The organism is Corynebacterium sp. HMSC076G08 (assembly GCF_001811515.1).
Classification (GTDB): domain Bacteria; phylum Actinomycetota; class Actinomycetes; order Mycobacteriales; family Mycobacteriaceae; genus Corynebacterium; species Corynebacterium hiratae.
In genome coordinates this window covers 22,381-45,317 of record NZ_KV805059.1, presented here as the reverse complement: position 1 = coordinate 45,317, position 22,937 = coordinate 22,381, and the positions used below count along the sequence as shown (strand labels likewise).

The window sequence follows — 22,937 nt, the reverse complement described above, 5'->3', positions numbered from 1 at the left end:
ATCTCCTTGTGAGTGGAAGGTTTACTTTTTGCGGTCCAGGAAGGCCTGCATCCGCTCAAACTTGGCGGGGGACTCAAAGAGCACGGCCTGGGCGATGTTATCCACCGCCGGGTGCGCTGCATCTGGCATGGCGATGAGCTGCTTGGTCAGGCGCACGGCGAGCGGGTCCTGCTGGGCAATGCGCCCGGCTAGTTCCAGGGCACCGTCGACAAGCGCGTCCGGCTCGTGCAGCTCGCTGACCAGGTGGTTGGCCAGGGCTTCTTCGCCGTTGAGGATGCGCCCGGCCAGCAGAATCTCCTTCGCCAGCGGGGTGCCCACGCACTCCTTGAGGCGCCAGGTTGCACCCGCGGCGGCAGCGATACCCAGGCCGGCCTCCGGCTGACCAAACTTGGCAAAAGGAGTGGACACGCGGAAGTCTGCGGCCAAGGCCAGCTCCAATCCGCCGCCGAGAGCGTAGCCATCCACCGCCGCGATGACGGGGGCGGGAAGGGAGGCGATGCGGTGGAAGATGCCGGAGTTGATGCCGCGGAGGGCGTCCTCGCGACGGCGCTCACGAAGCTGCGCGATATCCGCCCCAGAGGCGAAGATCCCGCGAGGGCCCTTGGACGTATCTACGGTGCAGCCGGTGATGATGAGGATGCGGGGATCGGACTCGAGCTGCGCGCAGAGTTCGTGGAACTCTGTCACCATCTGCTCATCGATGGCATTGCGGACGGCGGGGCGGTTGAGCTTGGCGACGACAATCTCGTCGTTCTCGCCACGCGTTGAAATTTCGATGGCAGTAGTCATCTACACCCTCTCAATCGCAATTGCGGTGCCCTGGCCCACGCCCACGCACATGGTGGCGATGCCGCGGCGCAGCCCGTCCGTTTCCAGGCGGTTCAGCAGGGTCAACGTGATGCGGGAACCGGAGGATCCCAGCGGGTGGCCCAGCGCGATGGCGCCTCCCCACGCGTTGACCTTGTCCTCATCCAAGCCCAGCTCGCGGATGCAGGCGATGGACTGTGATGCGAAGGCCTCGTTGAGCTCGACGGCGTCCACGCTGTCGAGCTCCCAGCCGGCGCGCTCGAGCACGTCGCGGGTCGCCGGGATGGGGCCCGTGCCCATGATCTCCGGGCGCACACCACGCGCGGAGTTGGCCACCACGCGGGCGCGGGCGGTCAAGTTGTGCTTCTTGAGGGCTTCCTCGGAGGCGACAATGACGCAGGAGGCGCCGTCGTTGAGCGAGGAGGCGTTGCCCGCCGTGGTGACATCTCCCAGGGAGGTCACCGGGCGCAGCTTGGCCAGAACCTCCATCGTGGTGCCCGGGCGGGGGCCTTCGTCGGTGTCGACGACGGTGACGTTGCCCTTGCGGTCGGTGACCTCGATGGGCACGATCTCCCTGGCGAACTTGCCGGCCTCAATCGCGGCGAGCGCGCGCTCCTGGGAACGCACGGCGAAGGCGTCGGCTTCCTCGCGGCTAATGCCGAAGACGTTGGCCACCTCTTCGGCGGTCTCCGGCATGGAGTAGGTCATCTTCTCCTGCTCCGCGAACTTTGGGTTGGCAAAACGCCAGCCAATGGAGGTATCAAAAACCTGGCCTGGCTTGGCAAAAGGCTTGCTTGGCTTCTCCATGACCCAGGGCGCGCGGGACATGGATTCGACGCCACCGGCGATGACAATATCCGCCTGGCCGGACTCCACGAGGGCGGTGGCCAGGGCAATCGAGGACATGCCCGAAGCACACAGACGGTTGACCGTCATCCCGGGAACGGTGTCCGGGAACCCGGCGAGCAGCCAGGACATACGGGCGACGTTGCGGTTCTCCTCGCCGGCGCCGTTGGCGTTGCCGATGATGACTTCATCCACCGCGGAGGGATCGAGTCCGGCCTCCTCCACCGTCTTCTTGATGGCGGTGGCCATGAGGTCATCTGGACGAACCGAGGACAGTGCGCCGCCGTAGCGGCCCACGGGGGTGCGGAAGCCGGATACCAGGTATGCAGTCATATGATTCCTTAACTATTGTGTGTGTACTGCGCTGTGTGAACTGCGCGGTATGCGTTCTAGAAGGTCTGGAGGTTTTAGCGTCCGTGGAAGACCGGCGGGCGCTTCTCATTGAAAGCGGCGAAGCCTTCGTAGTAGTCCTCGGTATCGCAGAGTTTTCCTTGGGCGATGTTCTCGGCATCGACGCTGGCCCACAAACCGGTGCCGTTGTCACGGATGTCCTGGACCAGGGTGCGGCTGGTGAGAAAAGCTTGGGTGGCGCCGCGGGCTGCGCGTTGGGCGACGCCCCGGGTAAACTCCAGCAGCTCCTCTGCTGGTAGCGCGCGGGAGAAGAGGCCAGCGCGCACCGCTTCCGCACCGGAGATGAGTTCGCCGGTGATGATGAGGTCCATCGCGCGGTGTGTGCCGAGGCGTTCGACGAAGAGGGAGTGCCCGCCCGAATCCAGGGTGGCGCCTAGGTTGGCGAATGGGGAACCGAACTTGGCATCCTCGGCGACGTAGACGACGTCACAGGCCAAAGCGAGACCGAGGCCGACACCCAGGCAGGGGCCGTGCACGGCGGCGAAGGTGGGGGCAGGGAAGTTATCGATCTTCTTGAGCACCGGGGTAACCACGCCTGCGAGGTATGCGGTGGCGTCGTCTTCGCGCGGGTTGAGCCCCTTGATGTTGCGGCCGGCGCAAAAGCCTTTGCCTTCACCGCGCAAGATGAGTGCGCGGGGGCTAAGCTGCGCGGCCTCATCGAGGCAGCGGGAGAGTTCGGCGAGGTCTTCCTCCGCGAGGGAGTTGAGGGCTTTCGGGTTGTTGAGTACGAGCTCGATAACCCCGGCTTCGGCGTCGTGGTGCAGGTCGATCATGGATGTTTCTCCTAGGCGTCGAAGTCGAGGACGATGGTGGGCGTGGTGGGGCGCGACTGGCAGGTCAGGATGTAGCCAGCCTTGACCTCATCGGCCTCCAGCGCGTAGTTCTCCGCCATGTCGACCTCGCCCTCGACCAGCTTGGCGCGGCAGGTGCCGCACACGCCGCCGGCGCAGGCGAAGGGGACGTCGGAGCGCACGCGCAGGGCGGCGTTGAGCAGGGATTCGTTGGCAGAAACCGGGGACTCAACAGAACCGGAGAGGCCATCGAGCTGGAAGTTGATGGTGACGTTATCGCCTTCCGGATCCACCTCGACGTGGCGCCCGGCCTGGTTCTGATCCCCAGAGGGCTTACCGGTGGTGAACAGCTCGTAGCGCACGTCCTTCTCACCGACATCGCGGCTGGCCAGCTCATCGCGCACCAGCTGCACCAAATCGAAGGGACCGCAGAGGAACCACTCGTCGACAGCGTCCGTGCGCACGACGTTATCCAGCAGGGTCTGGAGTTTTTCGGCATCGATGCGCCCGGAGAACAGCGGGTTAACGCGCTGCTCGCGGGACAGGACGTGGTGCACGGCAAAGCGGGTAGGGAACTTGTCCTTGAGGTCACCAATCTCCTCGGCGAACATGACGTCGCCGCCGCCCTTGTTGGCAAAGATGAGCTCGAAGGTGGTGTCGGGGGAGGTGTGGAGCACGGTCTGGGCGATGGCCATGATTGGCGTGATGCCGGAGCCCGCTGCAATGGCCACGAGGTGTGGGTTCTCCAGCTTCTCCAGTTCTTCGCGCACGGCCTCGGGGTTGTTAAGGCCGGTCAGGTGAGTCTTTGAGGTGAACGCGCCCTGCGGGTTCATCACGTCCATGGTGTCGCCGGGCTGCAGGGTGTCATTGGCCCACGTGGAGAAGACGCCACCGCGGTCGCGCTTGATGGCGACGCGCAGCACGCCGTCGCGAGGCACATCGCAGATGGAATAGGAGCGGCGGACTTCCTGGCCGTCGATGGTTGCCCGCAGTGCAACGTACTGGCCGGGGATGTAGTCATAGTCGTCCTGGAGCTCCGGAGGGATAGCGAAGGAAACCTCCACGGAGTCCTCGGTCAGGGCGCGCACCTCGGACACGGTCAGGGTGTTGAACGTGGCCTTCTTCTTTGCGGGGGCAGACGGGGTCGTGGTCATTAGTGCACCTTGAAGTAGTCGAAGGGCTCCAAGCAATCCTGGCAGTTGTAGAGAGCTTTGCAGGAGGTGGAACCGAATTGGGCAAGCTTACGTGTGCGGCGGGAGCCACAGTGGGGGCATTCGATGGCCGGCGGCGGTTCGAGTGTGAGCGGGATAGGACCTTCCGGCGTGGCCCGGGTTTTTCCGCTGGGCGGGGCAATGCCGTAGTCCTTGAGGTTTTGCCGGCCGGTCTCCGTCATCCAGTCGGTGGTCCACGCCGGGTGGAGAACGAGGTCGACGCGCACCTTCGCGTAACCGGCATCGGTCAGCGCTGTGGTGATGTCCGCCGTGATGTGTTCCATGGCGGGGCAGCCGGAGTAGGTGGGGGTAATCGTGGCCACCGCGGTATCGCCATCCAGGCGAGCGTCCCGAAGAATTCCAAGGTCGGCGATGGAAATCACGGGGATCTCCGGATCGGGAACCTCGGCGGCGACGTCCCACACGTGGGCGTCGTCAGGCTGCGTGGGGCGCAGCGGGTGGGATTTATCTGTGATGGACACGATGAAACCTTGGTCCTTTCCTTGTCTTTACCAGGTCGCGCCGGGGTGTTGGCGCGCCAAGGACTGCATCTCCGCGAGGATGAAACCGCGGTGCTCGGAGAAACGCCCGGTGCGCTGCCCGGAGCGGGCTTGCTTGACGTCCGGGATGGCCAGACCTGCCTTGTCTAGGACGTAGGCGATGCGCTCATCGAACTGCGCGCGCAGGCTCGAGGGCAGAACTGCGATGCCTTCTGCCGCCAGCTTCTCGTGAAGCGGGAGATCCTCGAAGAGCTCGTCAAGGTAGGGCCACATGTACATCAGGCCCTCCGTGATTCGGCGGTGGGACTCCTCGGTGCCTTGGCCCAGACGAAGAATCCACTGGTTGGCGTGGTCGACGTGGTACTCGACTTCCTTGATGGCCTTCGCCGCGATCGCCGCAATGGTTTCATCCTGCGACTCCAGCAAGGCCGTGTAGAGCCCGTACTGGTAGTAGGAGAAGAGCAGCTGGCGGGCGATGGTGTAGCCGAAGTCGCCGTTCTCCTGCTCGACCAAGCGCGCGGAGCGGAACTCCTCCTCGTTACGGAAGTAAGCCAAGTCATCCTCGGTCTTGCCCCATGCGGTACCGGCGTAGGTCAGTAGGAAGCGGGCGTGCCCGATGAGATCGAGGGCGATGTTGCCCAGTGCGATGTCCTCTTCCATCTCCGGCGCGCGGGAAATCCACCAGCCCAGGCGCTGGGCCAGGATGAGGGCGTCATCGCCCAGCATGAGCGCATAGCGAGCCGTGTCCTCGGGGGCCACTGCGCCGGAGGCGGCGATGTCTTCTGCGGTGATGCCGTTGCCCTGCGATTGCTTGGTCGCAGAATCGGCGGCTGCAAATCCGGTCACAGGTGCGGCACTCCTTCCGACTTGTCGTAGTACGTGGCGTGGCGGTAGCTCTTGCCCTGGGGGGATTCGAAGAATCCGCCCTTGGAGTCCGGGTCGGAGGAGGCAATGGCCTCGCTGGGCACGACCCAGACGGAGGTTCCCTCGTTGCGGCGGGTGTAGAGATCGCGGGCATTGCGCAGGGCCATGGTGGCATCCGGTGCATGGAGCGAGCCGGCGTGAACGTGGGAAAGGCCGCGGGAGGAGCGTACGAAGACCTCCCACATGGGCCAGGTGGAGCTAGACATGGAATCTTCCTTAAAGTCTCGAAGCTGGTTGAGCAGTGTGCTTAGGGGTTAAGCGATGAGCGAGGTATCAGCCGAGTGGTGCTTCTCGGCGTAGGCTGCGGCAGCCTCACGGACCCACGCGCCGTCGGCATGCGCTTGGCGACGTCGCTGCATCCTCTGCACGTTGCAGGGGCCTTCGCCCTTGATGACGGCCTTGAACTCGGACCAGTCGAGCTCGCCGAAGTCGTAGTGGCCGCGCTCTTCGTTCCATTTCAGGTCCGGGTCCTCGAAGTGCAGGCCAAGGGCTTCGGCCTGCGGGACAATCATGTCCACGAAGCGCTGGCGCAGTTCGTCGTTGGAGAAGCGCTTGATGTTCCACGCCATGGACTGCTTGGAGTTGGGGGAGTCATCATCCGGCGGGCCGAACATCTGGAGTGCGGGTCCGTAGAAACGGTTGATGGCTTCCTGCGCCATCTGCTTCTGCTCGGGCGTTCCGTGGGACAGCTCGTAGAGGATCTCCCAACCTTGGCGCTGGTGGAAGGACTCTTCCTTACAGATGCGCACCATGGCGCGGCCATAGGGTGCGTAGGAAGCACGGCAGAGCGGGACCTGGTTGCAGATGGCGGCGCCATCCACCAACCAGCCGATGGCTCCGATGTCGGCCCACGTGCGCGCCGGGTAGTTGAAGATGGAGGAGTATTTGGCGGTGCCGTCGAGAAGCTGATGCACCAGTTCGTCGCGCGAGGTGCCCAAGGTCTCCGCAGCGGAGTAGAGGTAGAGGCCGTGGCCGGCCTCATCCTGCACCTTGGCCATGAGGATGGCCTTGCGCTTGAGCGAAGGCGCGCGGCTGATCCAGTTGGCCTCCGGCTGCATGCCGATGATTTCGGAGTGCGCGTGCTGGGAAATCTGACGCGTCAAGGTCTTGCGGTAGGCAGCCGGCATCCAGTCGGTGGGCTCGATGCGGGAGTCTTCGGCGATGAGCTCGTCGAAGCGCTGCTGTGCTTGTGCTTCATCCGCGGCCGGGACGGCGGCGAGTGTTTTCTCTGATGGGGTCATGGGAGGAATCGTTCCCTCTCTGCTCAGTGTCGGCTCGGTGATACTTACTGACTGGTTGGTCAGTATATGGGGCATGTGTGAGCTATGTCAACCAAGTTTGTGAGCTGCGCCCTACTTGTTGCGGTTCTGGGGCTTGGCGGGCAGCACGCGGTATGTGCCGCGGAATTCGGCGATGGGCTTACCCTTGATGCTGAGGGTGACGTCGACAACGCCGTTGCGGCCCCAGGCTTGGCGGGTCACCCCAACCCCGTCAACGACATCCCCTTCGAAGGCGGGGGCGATGTAGTGAATCGAGTTGTGCGCGGCCACGGCCAAGTCGCCACCGGAGTTGCAAACGCCGGCGAAGATGGAATCGGCAAACATGTATAAATAGCCACCCTGTGCCGTGCCATGTCCATTGCACATCTCCGGGCGGACGGTGAAGTGGCCTTCGCACTTGCCGACGTCTAGCGCGGTAATCTTCGCGCCAATCTCCGCGGTGGCACGGTCATCGTCGAACATGGTGCGCACGTGGGTGAACTCGGGGCTTTCGGCGACGCCGGGGGCGAGGATGGGGTGCTCGGTGCTCATGGGAATTCCTCCTTGAGGTAAGGGGTTTCCGCAGTGCTGCCGAGGGAGCGAAAAGGGGTGTGGTGGCTCACTAGTCTAACGGTGCTCGGGGCTCTCTGCTTGAATGGACTGCGTGAAGAATGAGAAATCCACTGTCCAGGGCGCGGCACGTGGCCGCCCCGGCTACTCCCGTGAAGATGTCATTCGTGCAGCTGTCCGTGCTTTTACAGCCCGCGGCTACGACGCCACGTCGATGGATAATGTGGCGAGCGAATTGGGGATTTCTAAGTCCGCGCTCTATCACCACATCTCTTCCAAAGAAGAGATTTTGGAGCTCACGGTAGTGCAGGCACTGAGCCGTTTGGAAGCGGTTGCGGAAGAGATGGCCGCGGCCGATGTGTCGGCGGGGGAGAGGGTGCGCGGGCTGTTGCGTGGCTCGATTGAGGTGCTGTGCTCCGACCCGAAGTCTGTCGCGCTCTTGCTCCGTTTGCGTGGAAACTCCGAGGTGGAGCGGAGCGCGTTGGAGCGCCGCCGTACGCTGACGCGTTCCGTGGTTCCGCTGGTGGAGGCTGCTCAGGAGGAGGGTGCTATTCGCTCCGATATTGAGGCTCCGCTGTTGACCCGCATGATTTTCGGAATGATTAACTCGACGTCTGATTGGTACGAGCCGGAGGGTCGACTTGGTGCCGAGGAGCTGGCCAGTGCTTTTGAGAGTGTTGTGTTTGGCGGCCTAGCTCCGCAAGCGACGGGCTAGTCGCGATGGGCAAGTAGTTGATCAGCTAGTCGGGGGCGAGCGTTTCGCTCCGCCGTTGGGGCTCCATATGGGGGTGGGGGCTTCTTTTGTCGGTGAAACCGTCGTGGCCTGCGATGATGTGTTGCGCTTCAAAAACTTGGACTAATTGTGTTGTCTATCACGACAACGGCCTGTAGTGTACGTCACAAGACTTACCCAACCGAACGGTAAGTAATTAACGTACTTTTGTGCGTTGTCCCAGCTAACCAACTTCTTGCAGCACTTTCGAGGGAGCTTAAAGGGTGTGGTATTTCCCCTCTCCTCGAAATGAAAGGCAAATGACGTGACCGCAACGTTTGATATCTTCTCTGACCACCACGGCCCCCAGATGGGCATTGAGTACGCCTCCCGCGATGAAATCATTGCGCTGCAGACCGCGCGCGCGAAGAACGAGCTTCGCCACGCGTACTACAACGTCCCGCACTACCGCCGTGCGTTCGATGAGAAGGGCGTTCACCCGGATGACTTCAAGGAACTCGCGGACTTTGCGCTGTTCCCGTTCACCGACAAGGAAACCCTTCGCGCGGAGTACCCCTTCGGGATGTTTGCTGTTGGCCAGAACCAAATCTCCCGCATCCACGCTTCTTCCGGCACCACGGGTCGCCCGACCGTCGTGGGATACACCGAGAATGACGTGCGTATTTGGGCCGAGCTCGTAGCCCGTTCGCTGCGGGCAGGCGGCCTGCGCAAGAGCGATAAGGTTCAGATTACGTTCGGCTATGGCCTCTTTACCGGCGGCCTGGGCGCTCACTATGGCGTTGAGGCCCTAGGAGCCACGGCGATTCCGACCTCCGGTGGTCAGACGGAGCGCCAGATCCAGATCATGCAGGACTTCCAGCCGGACGCAATTCTGGGTACGCCGTCTTACGTGCTCAACCTCCTTGACCGCATGCGCAAGGAAGGCCTGGATCCGCGCGAATCCTCCCTGCGCGCCGGCGTCTTTGGCGCCGAGCCGTGGAGCGAGGGAATGCGCCGCGAACTCGAAGAAGGCTTCGGCATTACGGCCACCGATATCTACGGCCTCTCCGAGGTAATGGGCCCTGGCGTGGCCCAAGAATGTGTCGAGACCAAGGATGGCCTGACCGTCTGGGAGGACCACTTCTACCCAGAGATCATCGATCCGGAGACCATGCAGCCGGTTCCAGACGGCGAGTACGGCGAGTTGGTCATCTCCTCCCTCACCAAGGAGGCCTTCCCGATCATTCGTTACCGCACCCACGACATCACCCGCCTGCTCCCGGGCACTGCGCGTTCGATGCGTCGCATCGACCGTATCTCCGCTCGTAACGATGACATGATCATCCTGCGTGGCGTGAACTGCTTCCCGTCGCAGTTCGAGGAGATCATCACTGAGGACCGCGTGCTTCGCCCGCGCTACCAGTGCGTGCTGAGCAAGCGTGGCCGCATGGACCACCTCACCCTGGTGGTTGAGCACTCCTCGGAGGCTACTCCTGATCAGATCGATGCCTCCGCCGCGTGGCTGAAGAAACAGATCAAGGAGCGCATCGGCGTCACTGTTGGCGTCGAGATCACTGACCACGTCGATTGCGGTGAGGGCAAGGCCAAGAGGATCGTCGACAACCGCGATCAGTAAAACGCTGCCGCGTTCTCGGCTTCTTTGGCACGCCCCGCCTCACCATTGTCCCTTTCGTTCACTGGCTTTAACTGTATCCACCGTGCTTCTGCACCCATAGAGAAAAGACTCCCACTATGTCTGCACCAGTCACCCAACAGCCTGCCCAAGGGCCGGGAATCACCACAGAGCACAAGCGCGTGCTCGCCGGTTCGATGGTCGGCACCACTATTGAGTGGTTCGACTTCTTCATCTACGCTCAGGCCGCCGGCCTGATCTTCGCTACCCAGTATTTCGATCCGGTCTCCAACGAAAGCGCCTCGCTCGCTCAGATCATTGCCTGGGCGTCGCTGGGTATCTCCTTCCTTTTCCGTCCCCTCGGGGCCATTCTGGCCGGCCACTTGGGTGACCGGCTCGGACGCAAGCCGGTTCTTGTCGTCACGCTGGTTGGCATGGGCTTGGCCACCATGCTGATGGGTGTGCTGCCTACCTACGCCTCCATCGGCATGGCAGCACCTATCCTGCTGGTGCTCTTACGTATCCTTCAGGGCCTCTCCGCCGGCGGTGAATGGGGCGGTGCGGCGATGCTGGCCGTTGAGCACGCCCCGCACGGCAAGCGCGGACTTTTTGGTGCGTTCCCGCAGGTAGGAGTACCCCTCGGCATGTTCCTGGCCACCATCTTTATGCTGGTGCTCTCCGCCGTCCTGACTCCGGAGCAGTTCCTCGCCTGGGGCTGGCGTATCCCGTTCCTGTCCTCAGTCGTGCTCATTCTCTTGGGCTACCTGATCCGCCGGGCGGTAGAAGAGTCCCCGGCCTTCGCGGAGATGGAAGAGCTGAAGGAAAAGTCCACCGCACCGCTCGCGGTCCTGTTCAAGGGCCACCTCGGAACCGTCATCAAGTGCGCAGTTATCTTCGCCGCCAACAACGCGATTGGCTACTTCGTCATCGCCTACTTCACCGCCTATGGCACGAAGGTTGTGGGCTATACCCGCCCCCAGGCCCTTGGGGTAGCCCTGATCGCGTCGATTGGTTGGTTTATCGGCACGCTGTACTTCGGCCACCTGTCTGACCGGGTGGGGCGGCGCACGACGTTCATTGGCGGCTACATCGTCTTGGCGCTGTATATCACCCCGGTGTTCTGGGCGGTTGACTCGGGCAACGTCATGTTCTTCGGCGTGGCCGTGTTCCTCCTAGGTGTCATCCTGGGTGCGACCTATGGCCCGCAGTCAGCGATGTACGCGGAGATGTTCCCGGTGCGGGTGCGCCTGTCGGGCGTGTCCATCGGCTACGCCTTCGGCTCCATCATCGGTGGTGCCTTTGCCCCGATGATTGCAGAGATGCTGTACACGCGGTACGAGACCTCGATGGCCATCGCCGCCTACGGCATCGCGATTTCGGTCGTGTCCCTCATTGGTGTGCTCGCCGTTCCCAAGGGGATTCAGGATCGCGATTTGCACGTCTAGTTTCACCATCTTCTTCGCTCACTCTTTGCCCTTCATCGCTCAGCTACTTTCCGGGACCCAATGTTTCGGACGGGGAGCAGAGTGTTGAGGGGCAGTGGCGGTTTTAGGCCTCTGGCCATGGGGTTAAGGCAGAGGTAAAGCTTCAGAAATAAATATTCAAAACGGTACCTATAGGTTGGCAGTTAGACTAAGCTTCTCGCTAATACTCGCCGTACGCGGTCCGTATAAACAATTCCTACGGTCTTGCGGTGCGCGATATTTGCTCAAGAAGAAAGTTCTCTCATGACCACAACAACCCCGCATAAGACTCGCTCTACACGCGATACTTTTAATACGCGCTTCGTCTTCCTCATGGCCGCCATCGGCTCCGCCGTCGGCCTGGGTAATATCTGGCGCTTCCCCTACGTTGCCTATGAAAACGGTGGCGGTGCCTTCCTCATCCCGTACATGGTGGCCTTGCTGACCGCCGGTATTCCCATCCTGTGGTTCGACCTCGCCATTGGTCACCGCTTCCGCGGTTCTGCACCGCTGGCATTTCGCCGTATCAGCAGCCGCTGGGAAGGAATCGGCTGGTTCAAAGTCGGCGTGAACTTCTTCATTGCCATCTACTACGCTGCCATCATTGCGTGGGCGGCGCTCTACACCATCAAGTCCGTGAACCAGGCGTGGGGAGAAGCTCCCGCGGACTATTTCATGGTTGACTTCCTCCAGGCGGACCCAGAGGCAACCTACTCGGGCCACGTCGTCCCCGCCATTCTGGGCGTCATGATCCTCGTATGGGTTGTCTGCATCGCTACGCTGGCCACGAGCATCAACAAGGGCATCGGCAAGCTGACCTCCATCTTCCTGCCGGTCCTGGCCGTCATGTTCATCATTCTGGTGATCCGCGCCTTCTTCCTCGACGGCGCCGCCGAGGGCCTCAACGCCTTCTTCACTCCGGACTGGTCCGTGCTGAGCAACCCGTCGGTGTGGATCGCCGCCTACGGACAGATCTTCTTCTCCCTGTCCATCGGTTTCGGCATCATGATCACCTACGCGTCCTACCTCAAGCCGCGCACCAACCTCACCAACACGGGCCTGGTTACTGCCTTTGCGAACTCCTCCTTCGAGGTTCTCGCCGGCATCGGCGTCTTCGCCACTCTGGGCTACATGGCCGCCCAGCAGGGCGTGTCTGTCGATGAGGTGGCTGAGTCTGGTATCGGTCTGGCCTTCATCGCTTTCCCGACGATCATTAACCTCATGCCGCTCGGCTGGCTGTTCGGTGTCCTCTTCTTTGGCTCCCTGTTCCTGGCCGGTGTGACCTCGCTGATCTCCATCATGGAGGTCGTTGTCTCCGCCGTGGCAGATAAGTTCAACATTTCCCGCCGCGTTTCTGCCATCAGCGTTGGCAGCGCGATGGGAGTACTGTCCTGCTTCCTGTTCGCCACCTCCTCGGGCCTGGTCACTCTGGACATCATGGATAAGTTCACCAACAACTTGGGCATCGTCTTCGGCGCCATCTGCGCCCTCGTAGTCGTCGGCTGGGTGACCGGCCGCCGCCGCGAGATCCAGCAGCACATCAACGCCGTGTCGCAGTTCAAGGTGGGTGGCTTCTGGCAGTTCCTGACTTTCGTCGCGACCCCGCTGCTGCTCGTCTACTTCCTGGTCAACGAGATCACCACGATTGTCCGCGAAGGTTATGAGGGCTACTCCTCCACCCAGATTGGTCTTTATGGCTGGACCGTGCTGGGCGTCATTCTGCTCGCCAGCTTCATCATGCCGCTGGTGGACTTCCGCGGAAACAAGTACCTGGACGGCATCGAGACGTCTGATTACGGCGTCCCAGTGGGCGGCCGCCCGGCCGGTACTCCGAACCCACTTGCCGCAGGCAACGCCGCCGCACCGAACACGGACGACAAGTAGCGGCTATAAGGAAAGGAGAATAACAATGACTACAAGCGCAATCCTGCTCTTTATCCTCTTCGTCGTCGTCATCTGGGGCGGACTGGTGGTGTCCTCCATCTGGTTGGCGCGCAGCGACGATGAATTCACCGGCGAGCTGGGTAATGCCCCCGGCACCGACGACGAATCGCTATCGCACCGCGTGCACCACTAAAGGGGCCGGGCAGTATAAGGCTGCCCGCTCACACCTGCCCTGCCTATATCTCGACGACCGTGCGCCCATGGCGGGAGCCGGCGCGCAGCTCTTGAGCGGCAGTGGCGACATCGGCCAGCGGCACCGTTTCAGTAATAGAGTTCAGCATGTTGAGGTCGAGGTGTTCGTCGAGAAGCTGCCAGGCGGCCTCACGCACCTCGCGGGGTGCATCGACGGAGTTACCGCCGGCCAGCACGATGCCGCGCAGGATGAACGGCAGCACCGAGGCAGGAAGATCCGGACCAGCCGCCATACCGGTGGCCGCCACCACGCCGCCCCAGCGCACCTGCGCCAGCACGTTGGCCAAGACGGTGGAACCGGCGGTGTCAATGGCGCCGTCGTACAGCGCCTTCTGCAGCGGGCGGCCGGTCTCAGACAACGCTGTGCGGTCGAGCACGTGATCCGCGCCGAGTGAGGTGAGGTACTCCGACTGGGATTCCACGCGGCCGGTGACGGCGGTAACCTCGTAGCCGGAAGACTTGAGCAGCTGGACCGCGATGGATCCCACGCCGCCGGTGGCCCCGGTGACGAGGATATGGCCCTTCGTCGTGCCGTGCGTGCGCAGCTGGTTCACGCAGATAGCGGCGGTGTATCCGGCCGTACCAATTGCGGCGGCATCGTGCGCGCTGAAACGCTGGGGTACAGGGATGGTGGCTTCACCGTTGACGCGCTGGCGGGTGGTATAGCCGCCATGGCGGAACTCGCCCAGGCCATCGCCGCAGGAGACGACAAGCTGGCCGGGGTCCAGGCGAGAATCAGAAGTCTCCGCCACGGTGCCCACCACATCGATGCCGGGGACGAGCGGATCGATGCGCATGACACCTTTATCGCCCTCCAAGGCCATGGCGTCTTTGTAATTGAGGGAGGAAAACTGCACATCCACGACCGTGTCACCTTCCCCGAGCAGGGGCTGCTCTTGGAATGAGTGCGTTACTCCGGAATCCGTGCGAGTGACAATCAGTGTGTTCATGGACACTATCGTACAGAGGATGTGAAGCAGTGTTTTCTGGCTTCTGCTTCAGCCGATTGCCAGCGAAAACCACTAGGGTGAGGCGCATGACTGGGATAGAAGCTCAACGCTCGCGCAATCGGCTGCGGCCCGCGCCGGATCCGTATCGCCACCTGCTTCGTGATTCCCTCCTTGTCGCGGCCCTGTCCCTAGTGGTCGTGGTGTTGGCGACGGTGGGCAAGCCCTTCATGGACATCCCCGGCGTGGTGGATGGTTCCGCGCACGCGGTGCGAAGGGTCAACCTGCAGCTCTTTGGCGGTTTTGAGAACGCCTCCGTGTGGTACGGCGGGTGGACCGATCTCCTGGGGAATATTGCTCTCTTCATGCCGCTGGGAGCGGCGATTTACGTGGCCGGGCGCAACCGTGCCAGGATCCGCTGGGGCTTGGGCGGGGCGATGCTCATCGGCCTCGTGGTTAGCCTGTGCATAGAAAGCGCCCAGTACATCTTTGCCCTGGGCTTTAGCGACATTGATGATCTTCTGTACAACACCGTGGGCTCTGTCCTCGGCGCCGCACTCATGGCGCGCGTGGGGCGCGAGGAGCAGATGAAGATTCTGCGTCGCCTGGGATTCCTGCTTGCGCTGGCAGCGGTGGTGCTCCTCGCCATGGTTGCGCTCTAGCGCCTAGCGGGAAGAGCGAACGAGCTTGGCGACGTCCGCCGCCACCTGCCGTGCATAGGGTGACACACCGGTAATCGTGGCCGAGCCCGGACCAGTCCACGAGCCATAGCCCACGGGGAAGAAGCCTTCCACCGTGGGCTTTCCTTCTGCCAACAGCCCGGGGAACGGGCGCAACGCTGGGCGGAAGCCGGTGGCCCAGATGAGGTCGCTGAAGCCTTCGCGGTCCAATTCATCGAGCGAGGAAAACATGTCGGTGGCGCGCAGCAGCCCACTATCGCGGGCCTTGAGCACCGGCGGGACCATGACGATATCCCCCAGTTCTGTTTCGGGGCCTGGGTCCGGTTCGCCGCGAAGCTTCGCCAGCATGCGCTGACGGTTGCGGCTAAAGAGCACGCGCCCATCCACATCATCCGGCATCCAGCGCGGCGGGTGCGAGGTGAACCACGTGGTGTCCACACCGGCGAGGGCTAGCTCGGCGGCGATCTGGGCACCGGAGTTGCCCGCGCCGACAACGGCCACACGGCTGGTATGGCCGCTGCTGGTGCTGGTTAAGAAAGGATTCGGCCCCGGGTAGCTTGCCGTGTGCCACTGGCGCCCCTGAAACTCACCGGGGTAGAAGGGGATGAACGGCGCGGACCAGGTGCCCGTCGCCGCCACGACGGTCCGGGATCGGAACTCACCGTGAGTGGTGAGAAGGCGGAAGCGGGGATCGTCGTCAAGCACGCGCTCCACCGCCACCCCGTGCCGGACCGGCAGGTCATAGCGCTGCTCATAGCGGGTGAGGTAGTCCACCACATGGGAAGCCGGCGGGAAACCCGGGTAAGAAGGCATGGGCCAGCCGGGCAGCGTGGAGGAGTGGGCATCGCTAAAGAGCGTGAGTGAATCCCACACGTGCTGCCAGGCCCCGCCGGGGGAGGAGTTGGCGTCGAGGATGAGGAAATCGAGCTTCTGACGGCGCAAGTAATAGCTGGTGGCCAGGCCGGATTGGCCGCCACCCACCACGATGCAATCGTAGGTATGCATCTATTGGATGAGCTTTCGCTCGCGGGCCGCGGAGACGGCCGCCGTGCGGGTTTCCACGCCGAGCTTTTGATAGACGTGGATGAGGTGGGTCTTGACCGTGGCCTCGGAGATGAAGAGCCGCTGGGCAATCTGCTTGTTGGAATCTCCCGTTGACAGCGCCTGCAGGATCTCCAGCTCGCGCGGTGAAAGTGCAGTCTCCGGCTGTGCCAAGCGCTCCGCTAAGAGGTTGGTGACCTCAGGCGCCAAGGTCCGCTTTCCCGCGGCCGTGTCGAGCACCGCGGCGTGCAGGGTTTCCTCGGGGGCGTCCTTGAGCAGGTAACCCAGCGCGCCCGCCTCCACGGCGGCCAGGATATCCGCCTGCGTGTCATAGGTGGTGAGAATGAGCACCGGTGGACCGTCGAGCTCGCGCACGCGCCGAGTGGCGGCGATGCCGTCGACGTCCGGCATCTGGATATCGCAGACGACCACATCGATATGGGGAACATCAGCATCCGCCAGCTTTTCGACGGCCGAGCCATCGGAGCCTTCCAACACCACCACGATGTCGGGGAAGGCGTTAAGAATCGCGCGCAGCCCGGCGCGGACTACGGGGTGATCGTCGATGAGCATCACGTTGACCATTGCTGCTGCTTCCTGTTGGGATTCGCACCGCGAGTGCGGTGCCGGCGGGTGAAGATTCTACCTGGACGCTGCCGCCAACGCTGCGAACACGCTGCTCCAGGCCGGTCAGCCCGAAGCCCCGTGGTCCTTCGATGCCGCGGCCGTCATCGACGACATCGAGGATGATTCCATCCTCGAAAGAGCCCAGAGTGACCACGGCGCGGTCGGCGTCGGCGTGTTTCATGACATTGGTGAGACCTTCGCGCGCGGCGCGCAGGATGACGTGGGAAAACTCGGTGGGGACGTCGGCACTGCCGGTGAGCTTGAGCCCGAAGCGGGTGCGCAGCCCCAGGCCCTTAGCCTGGGCTTGGAGCTCATCCACAAGTGTGCGCAGTTCCGCGTCGATGGAGGAGGCAGGCGCCGCCAGCTCTTTGACGAAGCGCCGGGCCTCCGCCAGGTTGTCCTGGGCCACTTTTTCAATGAGCGCGAGCTGCTCGGTGACATCCTGTTGAGCGGAGGTGTTCTTGGCGGCGCGGCTGAGCAGGACGATGGAGGACAGCCCCTGCGCCACGGTGTCATGAATCTCGCGGGAGAGCCGCTCCCTCTCCTCGAGGCGCCCGGCTTGGTGCTCGCTGGCCGCTAGCTCCTCCTGGGTCTCACGCAGTTGCTTGGCGACGGCCGCGTGGTGCGCCGCCTCCGCCTGAACCCGGCGGGCGGCGTGGTAGACGCCCACGGCAAAGCAGGTGCCGATGAACGGCCCGATGGCTGCGGCCGCGGTCCAGAATTGCGGGTGGATCCATGCGGGGACGAAGGCGGCGACGGCCCACAGCACCACGCTGGCGACGATTCCCGGCCAGAAGGGAAGCGCATGGATAAAGACGAAGACCAGCGGGAACTCGAGCCACATGAAGTCTTGGGCGTGCACCATAAGCCCGATCCACAGCAGGCACAGGGCGGCGAGCCACAGCGTGGTGGGGACGGGGCGGGTGATGGTGCGGGAGCCGAAGATGGCAAACCCCGTGTAGACCACTGCGAGTGCGATGGAGAGGCCGAGAGCGCGGGCGTCAAGGCGGTCATCGGCCCACGCGCGGAGCACGCCGAAGACGAGGAGAAAGCCAAACATGGCGTGCAGTCCCACGGTCCACAGTTTATTGCTCATCATCACGGCGCTCCAGCTTATCCTCTGGCTGGACGAGGGGGAATCAACCAACTGGTTGAGTGGAGGTTCAACTGGCTACTCGATTACTTTCTGCGCTGGCCACAGCAGGATTAATAGTATGTTCCTGGCATTGAGAGAGATAGTCACCGCCCGCGGTCGGTTCTTCCTGATCGGCGGCGTCGTGGCTCTAATTACGTTGTTGCTCGTTATGTTGTCCGGCCTGACCCAAGGCCTGTCCAAGCAAAATACTTCCGCACTCGAGGCACTCGGGGAGCAGACTCCTTATGTGACCTTCTCGACGGAAGACCCGTCCTTCACCGAGTCGGAGATCTTCGCCGAGGATGTCCCCGCTTCTGGCATTCCGCTCGGTACTTCGCAGACCAAGCTTGAGGGCCACGGCGGCGTGGCGGTCTTCGGCCTGCCCGAAGGTACCCAGATCCCTGGCTCCAGCACCGTGATTCCGGAGGAGGGCATGGTCTTGAGCCAATCCATCGACGACGCCCTGAACGCGCCATCCCGGGGCACCCTCGGCGGCGTGGACCTGGACGTGAACGCGGTGGTTGAGGATGAGTACTATTCCCACTCCCCGGTGGTGTGGGTCTCCACCGCAACTTGGCAGAAGGTCTCCCATTCCCCCGAAGACATGGTGGGTGTGGCCGTGCTGTCCCACGAGCCGACCGACACCTCCGTGTCCATGGGCAAGGCCCTGTCCGGCCTGCCGGCTTATAGCTCGGAGCGCGGCTCCCTGCTGACCATGCAGGCCTTCCTCTACGGAATCTCCGCGCTGGTCACCATCGCTTTCCTGAGCATCTGGACCATCCAGCGCACCCGTGACCTGTCCATCCTGCGTGCCCTTGGCGCCAGCGTGAAGTACCTGCTCAAGGACGCCATCGCGCAGGCTGCCATCATCCTCGCGATTGGCGTAGGGGTCGGCGCGCTCGTCGGCTGGTTGCTGGGCCTTGCCGCCCAAGGTGCCGTGCCCTTCGAGGTCTCCGCCATGACCGTCATCGTCCCCGCGCTCGGTATCTGGCTGCTCGGCATCGCTGGTGCTTTCCTGGCCACCCGCCGCGTTTCCAAGATCAACCCGCTCGACGCCCTAGGAGGCAACGCCTAATGACTACCACCGCTTCTTCCCCTGCACTGTCCCTTCGCGACATCGTGGTGACCTACCCAGACGGCCAGTCCCGCACCACTGCACTCGACGGCGTCAGCTTGGACGTCAAACCCGGCGAGCTCACCGCCGTCATCGGCGAATCCGGGTCCGGCAAGTCCACCCTGCTGTCCGTAGCCGCCGGCCTCATCGAGCCGGACTCCGGCAGCGTGGAGCGAACCGGCTCCCGCGGGCTCATCTTCCAGCAGGCCAACCTGCTGGCCGCCCTGACCGCGCGCGAACAGCTGCTCATCATTGACCACATGGAGGGCCGCAAGCCGCGCCAGGATCGTGCCGATGAGCTGCTCAGTTTCGTGGGCTTGGAGGGCTTTGGGAACCGCCGCATGAACCAGCTTTCTGGCGGCCAGCGCCAGCGCGTCAATATTGCCCGCGCACTCATGGGCCAGCCTTCCGTGTTGCTTGCGGATGAGCCCACCTCCGCCCTCGATTCCAAGCTTTCGCGCGACATTGCCAAGCTCCTGCGCGGTGTCACCGAGGACTTCGATACCGCAACCCTGTTCATTACCCACGACCGCAGCTTGCTCGACTATGCCGACACTGTGGTCGAAGTCAAGGACGGAAAGCTCTCCGAATACTCCGAGCTAGCCGCGTAAAAACCCTCTCATCTCTCACGTGTTCATACAAAGGGGTAAATTAATACCCCGTTATGATACGACCCCGCAAGCCCCGAGTAAGCCCAACTGACTACCCGCGCATGCAGCAGTGGACTGCGCTGCATGCGCTCATGTTGAGCATCACCGTGGTGGCCTGCGGGGTCTTTATCGTCGCTGCCCGCAGGATCAAGGGAACCTCCCGCGAAACCTTCATCCGGCGGATGGTGGGCTGGGCCTTGCTGGTGGCGGGTACTGCGTGGACGGTCATCTCCCTGGACCCTAAGCAATTCGATATCCGCGAGTCTTTGCCTTTGCACCTGTGCGATGTGCTGCGTCCGATCCTGGCGCTGGGCCTTATCACCGGCAATGAGCATGCCCTGACCCTGTCTTACTTTTGGGGCATCATCCTTAACCCGCAGGCCATCATCACCCCGGACGTCATCTACTACTTCTCCCCGCGCTGGCTGCGGTTTGGCACCTATTGGTTCTTCCACATCGTGGCCCTCGCTGTGCCGCTGGCGCTGACCTTTGGCTTGGGTTACCGGCCGACGTGGAAGGGCTATCGCTTCGCCGTGAAGGTCACGCCGCTGTGGATGGCTATCGCGATGGCAGTCAACGCGAAGACCGACGGCAACTATGGCTTCCTCAACCACGCGCCGGGAAGCCCCTCCATCATCAACCTGCTGGGACCCTGGCCGGGCTACATCGCGGCCGAGACCCTCGCCGTCGCAGCAGCATGGGCCGGGATGACGTGGCCGTGGGAGAACACCTCGCTGCGCCGCGGCACGGTGGCGGTGGGCCCGCGCGGGCTCATGCGCAAGTCTGTGGGTACCGCGTCCGGGACACTGCGCCGGGCCAAGGTACGTTTTCGTAAATAGTGGCCCGAAAATCGCGAAATTCTAGGGCTTCGTTGCGAAAACGTACCAAGGTGGTGGCGGCCAGGTACGGATCGATCAAACAAGGTCCCAGATTTTCAAATTTCTGGGCGCTATTTGATCGAAACGTACTTAGCGGCGGAGCTAGCGCCGGGCCAAGGAGCTAGCGCTCGGCGTTGAGGAGCCGCGCGATGGCCCGCGGGATAGCCGCAGCGATCTGGGAGGCCGAACAGGGCGCGAAGCCCTCGGGGGTTTCGGCCGCGATGGCCGCCGCGTGCGCGTGGATGGCACCGGCGTGGAGGACCTCGGCGATGACCCCGGCAGGTGACGCGGCGGGAGCGCTGGCGAAGAGCTGGGCCATGACCGCGCCGAGGATACCGGAGAGCACGTCTCCGGAGCCGGGGGTCGCGGCAAAAGAGTGACCGGCGTTGAAGGAATAGAGCGGCTGGCCTGGAGCGGTGACGCGGGTCAAGCGGCCTTTGAGCAAGATGATGCTGTCCAGCTCCTCGGCTAGCTCGTGGAGGGCAGTGCCCCACCCAGCAGACGCATCGGGAGCAGATCCGAAAGTGGCCTCGTAGAGGCGGATGAACTCGCCTTCATGCGGGGTGAGGATGGTCATCGGGTGCTTGGTAACTTGCTGGCGCAGGGAGGTATTGCGCGCTAGAAGCGTCAGGGCGTCGGCGTCGAGAACGGTGGGCAGGTCCTGCGCTAGCACCTTGCGCAGTTCGGTGGCCGCCGCGGCATCGGTACCGCGGCCAGGGCCCACGACCCAGGCCTGGGCCTGTCCGGCGGAGGCCACGTCAGGATGGCAGACCAGCTCGGGCAGCAGAGAAGTAATCGAGTTATCCCCGATGAAACGTACCATCGAGGGCGTGGCGCGCACCGCCGCGGTGGCACAGAGGATCCCCGCACCCGGGTAGGTGCCGCTTCCGGCGGCCAGGGCGACGACCCCGCCGGAGTACTTATCGGAGCGCGCGCCTGGTGTGGGATCGGTGATGGGGCCCGTGCAGCCCACCGGCCAAGGGCGGGAAGCGCGCCCGCCCGGCAGATCAAGCTCACCCGGTTGCCACGCATAGGCCGTCGGGACGGAGGGCTCGTGGGCGATGAATGCCGCTGGGTCATCCAGTTCGGCGAGGGTCTCGGCAAAGGAGGGCGCGCCGGGCAAGAAGAGATCGGAGACCACAACCTGCCCGCATTCGGCGGCCAGCGCGTGGCCAAGGCGCGGCGAGCCAAAGGTGACGGTGACATCGGCGTGGACGGCATCTGCAGCGCAGACTCCCGTGTCGGCGTCGATGCCGGTGGGCATGTCGACGGCCAAGACTACGGCCCCGGCAGCGGTGGCCTTGCGGCAGAGCGAGAGCGCGGTGCCGGTCAATCCCCGGGCGGAGCCGAGGCCGGCGATGGCGTCGATAAGCAGTGCGCAGCCTGACGGCAGCGCGTCGGCAGAAAGGACCGTGCCACCGGCGGCACGGAACGCAGTGAGAGCCTCCTCGTGGCAGCGTTCCGGGACCAGGGCATGGACCGTGATGCCCCGCGAGGCCAGCACCGCCCCGGCGTAGAGCCCATCCCCGCCGTTGCCGCCGGAACCGGCAAGAATGAGCACCGCGCCGGGGCGTGCCTCCAGCATCACCGAGGCGGCCTCTGCCACCGCCGCGGCGGCCAGCTTCATGAGCTGATCCTCATGAGACTGTTGTTCCAGCAGGCGCTTCTCAGCGGCACGGACAGTGGCGACGGTATAAGCAGGGCGCATAACCCACACCCTAGCGCGCGGGCTGGCAGGTAGGGCACCAGAAGAGGTTGCGGCCCTGCATGAGCTGCTCCCGGATCTCGGTGCCGCACACGTAGCAGGGTTGCCCGGCGCGACGGTAGACGTAGACCTCGCCGCCGTGATCATCCTTGCGAGGCTCGCGGCCCATGGCCTCCGGCGTATGGGCGGGGCGGACTGTGTCGATGCGGCCGCGTTCGACGCCGTAGTCCATGAGATCGACCAGATCCGACCAGATGGCGTCGAACTCGGCGCGGTCGAGCTGGTTGCCGGGGATGAAGGGGGAGAGTCCTTGGCGGAATAGGGCTTCTGCGCGGTAGATATTGCCCACACCAGCAAAGAGGCCTTGGTCCATGAGCATCGCGCCGATGCTACGCCGCGAGGCATGCACGCGGGCCCATAGGGCATCCGGGTCGGCATCCTTGCGCAGCGGATCCTGGCCCACTTTCGCCACCTTGGCCTGGTACTCCTCTTCCGTAATGAGCGTGCAGAACTGCGGGCCGCGCAGGTTCGCGGCCGTGGTGCCGTTATCAATGTGCAGACGGATTTGGCCCCAGACATCGGCAGAAGGCTCAAAGCGTAGGGAACCGATGAGGCCCAGATGGATGTAGATAACGTGGCGCGGGTTATCTGCATCGAAGTGGAGAAAGAGGTGCTTGCCAAAGGCTTCGGCGAGTAAGAGGCGGGAGTCGTCGACAAGCGCGGCCTCCGCAGCGAACCTGCCTTGGGGGCTGCTCACGGCCAGTGGCTCGTTACGGAAATCCGCATTGAGTGTGCGGGCAAGGCGGTGAATAACGTGTCCCTCAGGCATGTCAGGAAGTCTACGCGGGGGCCGTGCTGCTGTAGACTTTCCGGGTACTACCCGTTGAACGGAAGGGC

General features: G+C 63.4%; 24 protein-coding genes. 9 read left to right on the top strand and 15 right to left on the bottom strand.

Translation table 11 applies throughout. From position 1 onward, the window contains the following. Positions 1 to 21: 21 nt before the first annotated feature. The 9 genes from HMPREF2806_RS08355 to HMPREF2806_RS08315 form a co-directional block, all read right to left on the bottom strand. Positions 22 to 789 (bottom strand): enoyl-CoA hydratase/isomerase family protein, encoded by a 768-nt coding sequence (locus HMPREF2806_RS08355; protein WP_070517310.1) that lies wholly within the window; start codon positions 787 to 789, stop codon positions 22 to 24. Then, entirely contained in the window at positions 790 to 1,986 is a 1,197-nt protein-coding gene (locus tag HMPREF2806_RS08350) for a thiolase family protein (RefSeq protein WP_070517307.1), read from the bottom strand. Between the two features lie 74 nt (positions 1,987 to 2,060). Next, positions 2,061 to 2,837, bottom strand: coding sequence for an enoyl-CoA hydratase/isomerase family protein (locus HMPREF2806_RS08345; protein WP_070517305.1), 777 nt, complete (start codon positions 2,835 to 2,837; stop codon positions 2,061 to 2,063). Between the two features lie 11 nt (positions 2,838 to 2,848). Continuing rightward, positions 2,849 to 4,009: a 1,2-phenylacetyl-CoA epoxidase subunit PaaE gene (gene paaE, locus HMPREF2806_RS08340; protein ID WP_070517302.1), complete on the bottom strand. Its 1,161-nt coding sequence runs from the start codon at positions 4,007 to 4,009 to the stop codon at positions 2,849 to 2,851. After that, positions 4,009 to 4,548: a 1,2-phenylacetyl-CoA epoxidase subunit PaaD gene (gene paaD, locus HMPREF2806_RS08335; protein WP_070510120.1), complete on the bottom strand. Its 540-nt coding sequence runs from the start codon at positions 4,546 to 4,548 to the stop codon at positions 4,009 to 4,011. Before paaD ends, paaE begins: the two co-directional genes overlap by 1 nt. 27 nt (positions 4,549 to 4,575) lie before the next feature. Continuing rightward, positions 4,576 to 5,412 carry a 1,2-phenylacetyl-CoA epoxidase subunit PaaC gene (paaC, locus tag HMPREF2806_RS08330; protein ID WP_070517300.1) on the bottom strand — a complete coding sequence of 279 codons (837 nt, stop codon included), beginning with the start codon at positions 5,410 to 5,412 and terminating at the stop codon, positions 4,576 to 4,578. Then, positions 5,409 to 5,696: a 1,2-phenylacetyl-CoA epoxidase subunit PaaB gene (paaB, locus tag HMPREF2806_RS08325; RefSeq protein ID WP_046648767.1), complete on the bottom strand. Its 288-nt coding sequence runs from the start codon at positions 5,694 to 5,696 to the stop codon at positions 5,409 to 5,411. Before paaB ends, paaC begins: the two co-directional genes overlap by 4 nt. A 48-nt stretch (positions 5,697 to 5,744) precedes the next feature. After that, positions 5,745 to 6,731, bottom strand: a complete 987-nt coding sequence (gene paaA, locus HMPREF2806_RS08320) for a 1,2-phenylacetyl-CoA epoxidase subunit PaaA (RefSeq protein WP_070510126.1) — start codon at positions 6,729 to 6,731, stop codon at positions 5,745 to 5,747. Between the two features lie 111 nt (positions 6,732 to 6,842). Beyond that, positions 6,843 to 7,301: a hotdog fold thioesterase gene (locus tag HMPREF2806_RS08315; RefSeq protein WP_070517297.1), complete on the bottom strand. Its 459-nt coding sequence runs from the start codon at positions 7,299 to 7,301 to the stop codon at positions 6,843 to 6,845. 112 nt (positions 7,302 to 7,413) lie between these two features. On the opposite strand from HMPREF2806_RS08315, the gene HMPREF2806_RS08310 reads away from it, so the two are divergent. The 5 genes from HMPREF2806_RS08310 (at position 7,414) to metS (ending at position 13,204) form a co-directional block, all read left to right on the top strand. Continuing rightward, entirely contained in the window at positions 7,414 to 8,034 is a 621-nt protein-coding gene (locus tag HMPREF2806_RS08310; RefSeq protein WP_232745371.1) for a TetR/AcrR family transcriptional regulator, read from the top strand. A 367-nt stretch (positions 8,035 to 8,401) separates the two neighbouring features. Continuing rightward, positions 8,402 to 9,667, top strand: a complete 1,266-nt coding sequence (locus HMPREF2806_RS08305; protein WP_369799718.1) for an AMP-binding protein — start codon at positions 8,402 to 8,404, stop codon at positions 9,665 to 9,667. 116 nt (positions 9,668 to 9,783) lie between these two features. Beyond that, positions 9,784 to 11,109, top strand: a complete 1,326-nt coding sequence (locus HMPREF2806_RS08300) for an MFS transporter (RefSeq protein ID WP_070517291.1) — start codon at positions 9,784 to 9,786, stop codon at positions 11,107 to 11,109. A 282-nt stretch (positions 11,110 to 11,391) separates the two neighbouring features. Continuing rightward, complete coding sequence (locus HMPREF2806_RS08295) at positions 11,392 to 13,011, top strand: sodium-dependent transporter (protein ID WP_070517287.1); 1,620 nt, start codon at positions 11,392 to 11,394, stop codon at positions 13,009 to 13,011. 25 nt (positions 13,012 to 13,036) lie between these two features. Continuing rightward, positions 13,037 to 13,204 (top strand): methionine/alanine import NSS transporter subunit MetS, encoded by a 168-nt coding sequence (gene metS, locus HMPREF2806_RS08290; RefSeq protein WP_046648774.1) that lies wholly within the window; start codon positions 13,037 to 13,039, stop codon positions 13,202 to 13,204. Between the two features lie 43 nt (positions 13,205 to 13,247). Here metS and HMPREF2806_RS08285 read toward each other — a convergent pair whose 3' ends face one another. Further along, positions 13,248 to 14,213, bottom strand: a complete 966-nt coding sequence (locus tag HMPREF2806_RS08285; protein ID WP_070510141.1) for an MDR family oxidoreductase — start codon at positions 14,211 to 14,213, stop codon at positions 13,248 to 13,250. Positions 14,214 to 14,299: 86 nt separating this feature from the next. On the opposite strand from HMPREF2806_RS08285, the gene HMPREF2806_RS08280 reads away from it, so the two are divergent. After that, on the top strand, positions 14,300 to 14,872 hold the full coding sequence (locus HMPREF2806_RS08280; protein ID WP_070510144.1) for a VanZ family protein: 573 nt from the start codon (positions 14,300 to 14,302) through the stop codon (positions 14,870 to 14,872). A gap of 3 nt (positions 14,873 to 14,875) precedes the next feature. Here HMPREF2806_RS08280 and HMPREF2806_RS08275 read toward each other — a convergent pair whose 3' ends face one another. Genes HMPREF2806_RS08275 through HMPREF2806_RS08265 form a run of 3 tightly spaced genes read right to left on the bottom strand, consistent with a single transcriptional unit; the run spans position 14,876 to position 17,657 of the window. Continuing rightward, positions 14,876 to 15,895: an NAD(P)-binding domain-containing protein gene (locus HMPREF2806_RS08275; RefSeq protein WP_070510146.1), complete on the bottom strand. Its 1,020-nt coding sequence runs from the start codon at positions 15,893 to 15,895 to the stop codon at positions 14,876 to 14,878. After that, positions 15,896 to 16,516, bottom strand: coding sequence for a response regulator (locus tag HMPREF2806_RS08270; protein WP_046648778.1), 621 nt, complete (start codon positions 16,514 to 16,516; stop codon positions 15,896 to 15,898). It lies immediately after the preceding gene. Further along, positions 16,452 to 17,657, bottom strand: a complete 1,206-nt coding sequence (locus tag HMPREF2806_RS08265; protein WP_046648779.1) for a histidine kinase — start codon at positions 17,655 to 17,657, stop codon at positions 16,452 to 16,454. The genes HMPREF2806_RS08270 and HMPREF2806_RS08265 overlap by 65 nt, the downstream gene beginning before the upstream one ends. A 115-nt stretch (positions 17,658 to 17,772) precedes the next feature. Here HMPREF2806_RS08265 and HMPREF2806_RS08260 point away from each other — a divergent pair, with 115 nt between their 5' ends. The 3 genes from HMPREF2806_RS08260 to HMPREF2806_RS08250 all read left to right on the top strand — a co-directional run bounded on the left by HMPREF2806_RS08260 (position 17,773) and on the right by HMPREF2806_RS08250 (position 20,296). After that, the gene (locus tag HMPREF2806_RS08260; protein WP_046648780.1) at positions 17,773 to 18,768 is read left to right on the top strand and encodes an ABC transporter permease; all 996 of its coding nucleotides are present in this window, start codon (positions 17,773 to 17,775) and stop codon (positions 18,766 to 18,768) included. Beyond that, positions 18,768 to 19,418, top strand: a complete 651-nt coding sequence (locus HMPREF2806_RS08255; protein ID WP_070510149.1) for an ABC transporter ATP-binding protein — start codon at positions 18,768 to 18,770, stop codon at positions 19,416 to 19,418. Before HMPREF2806_RS08260 ends, HMPREF2806_RS08255 begins: the two co-directional genes overlap by 1 nt. Positions 19,419 to 19,519: 101 nt before the next feature. Then, positions 19,520 to 20,296, top strand: a complete 777-nt coding sequence (locus tag HMPREF2806_RS08250; protein WP_232745370.1) for a YwaF family protein — start codon at positions 19,520 to 19,522, stop codon at positions 20,294 to 20,296. A 160-nt stretch (positions 20,297 to 20,456) separates the two neighbouring features. Here the strand turns inward: HMPREF2806_RS08250 and HMPREF2806_RS08245 are convergent, their stop codons facing one another. Beyond that, on the bottom strand, positions 20,457 to 22,043 hold the full coding sequence (locus tag HMPREF2806_RS08245; RefSeq protein WP_070517285.1) for an NAD(P)H-hydrate epimerase: 1,587 nt from the start codon (positions 22,041 to 22,043) through the stop codon (positions 20,457 to 20,459). 10 nt (positions 22,044 to 22,053) lie between these two features. Continuing rightward, a complete protein-coding gene (locus HMPREF2806_RS08240; protein WP_070517282.1) occupies positions 22,054 to 22,869 on the bottom strand; it encodes an Fpg/Nei family DNA glycosylase in 816 nt (271 codons plus the stop codon). Positions 22,870 to 22,937 lie beyond the last annotated feature (68 nt).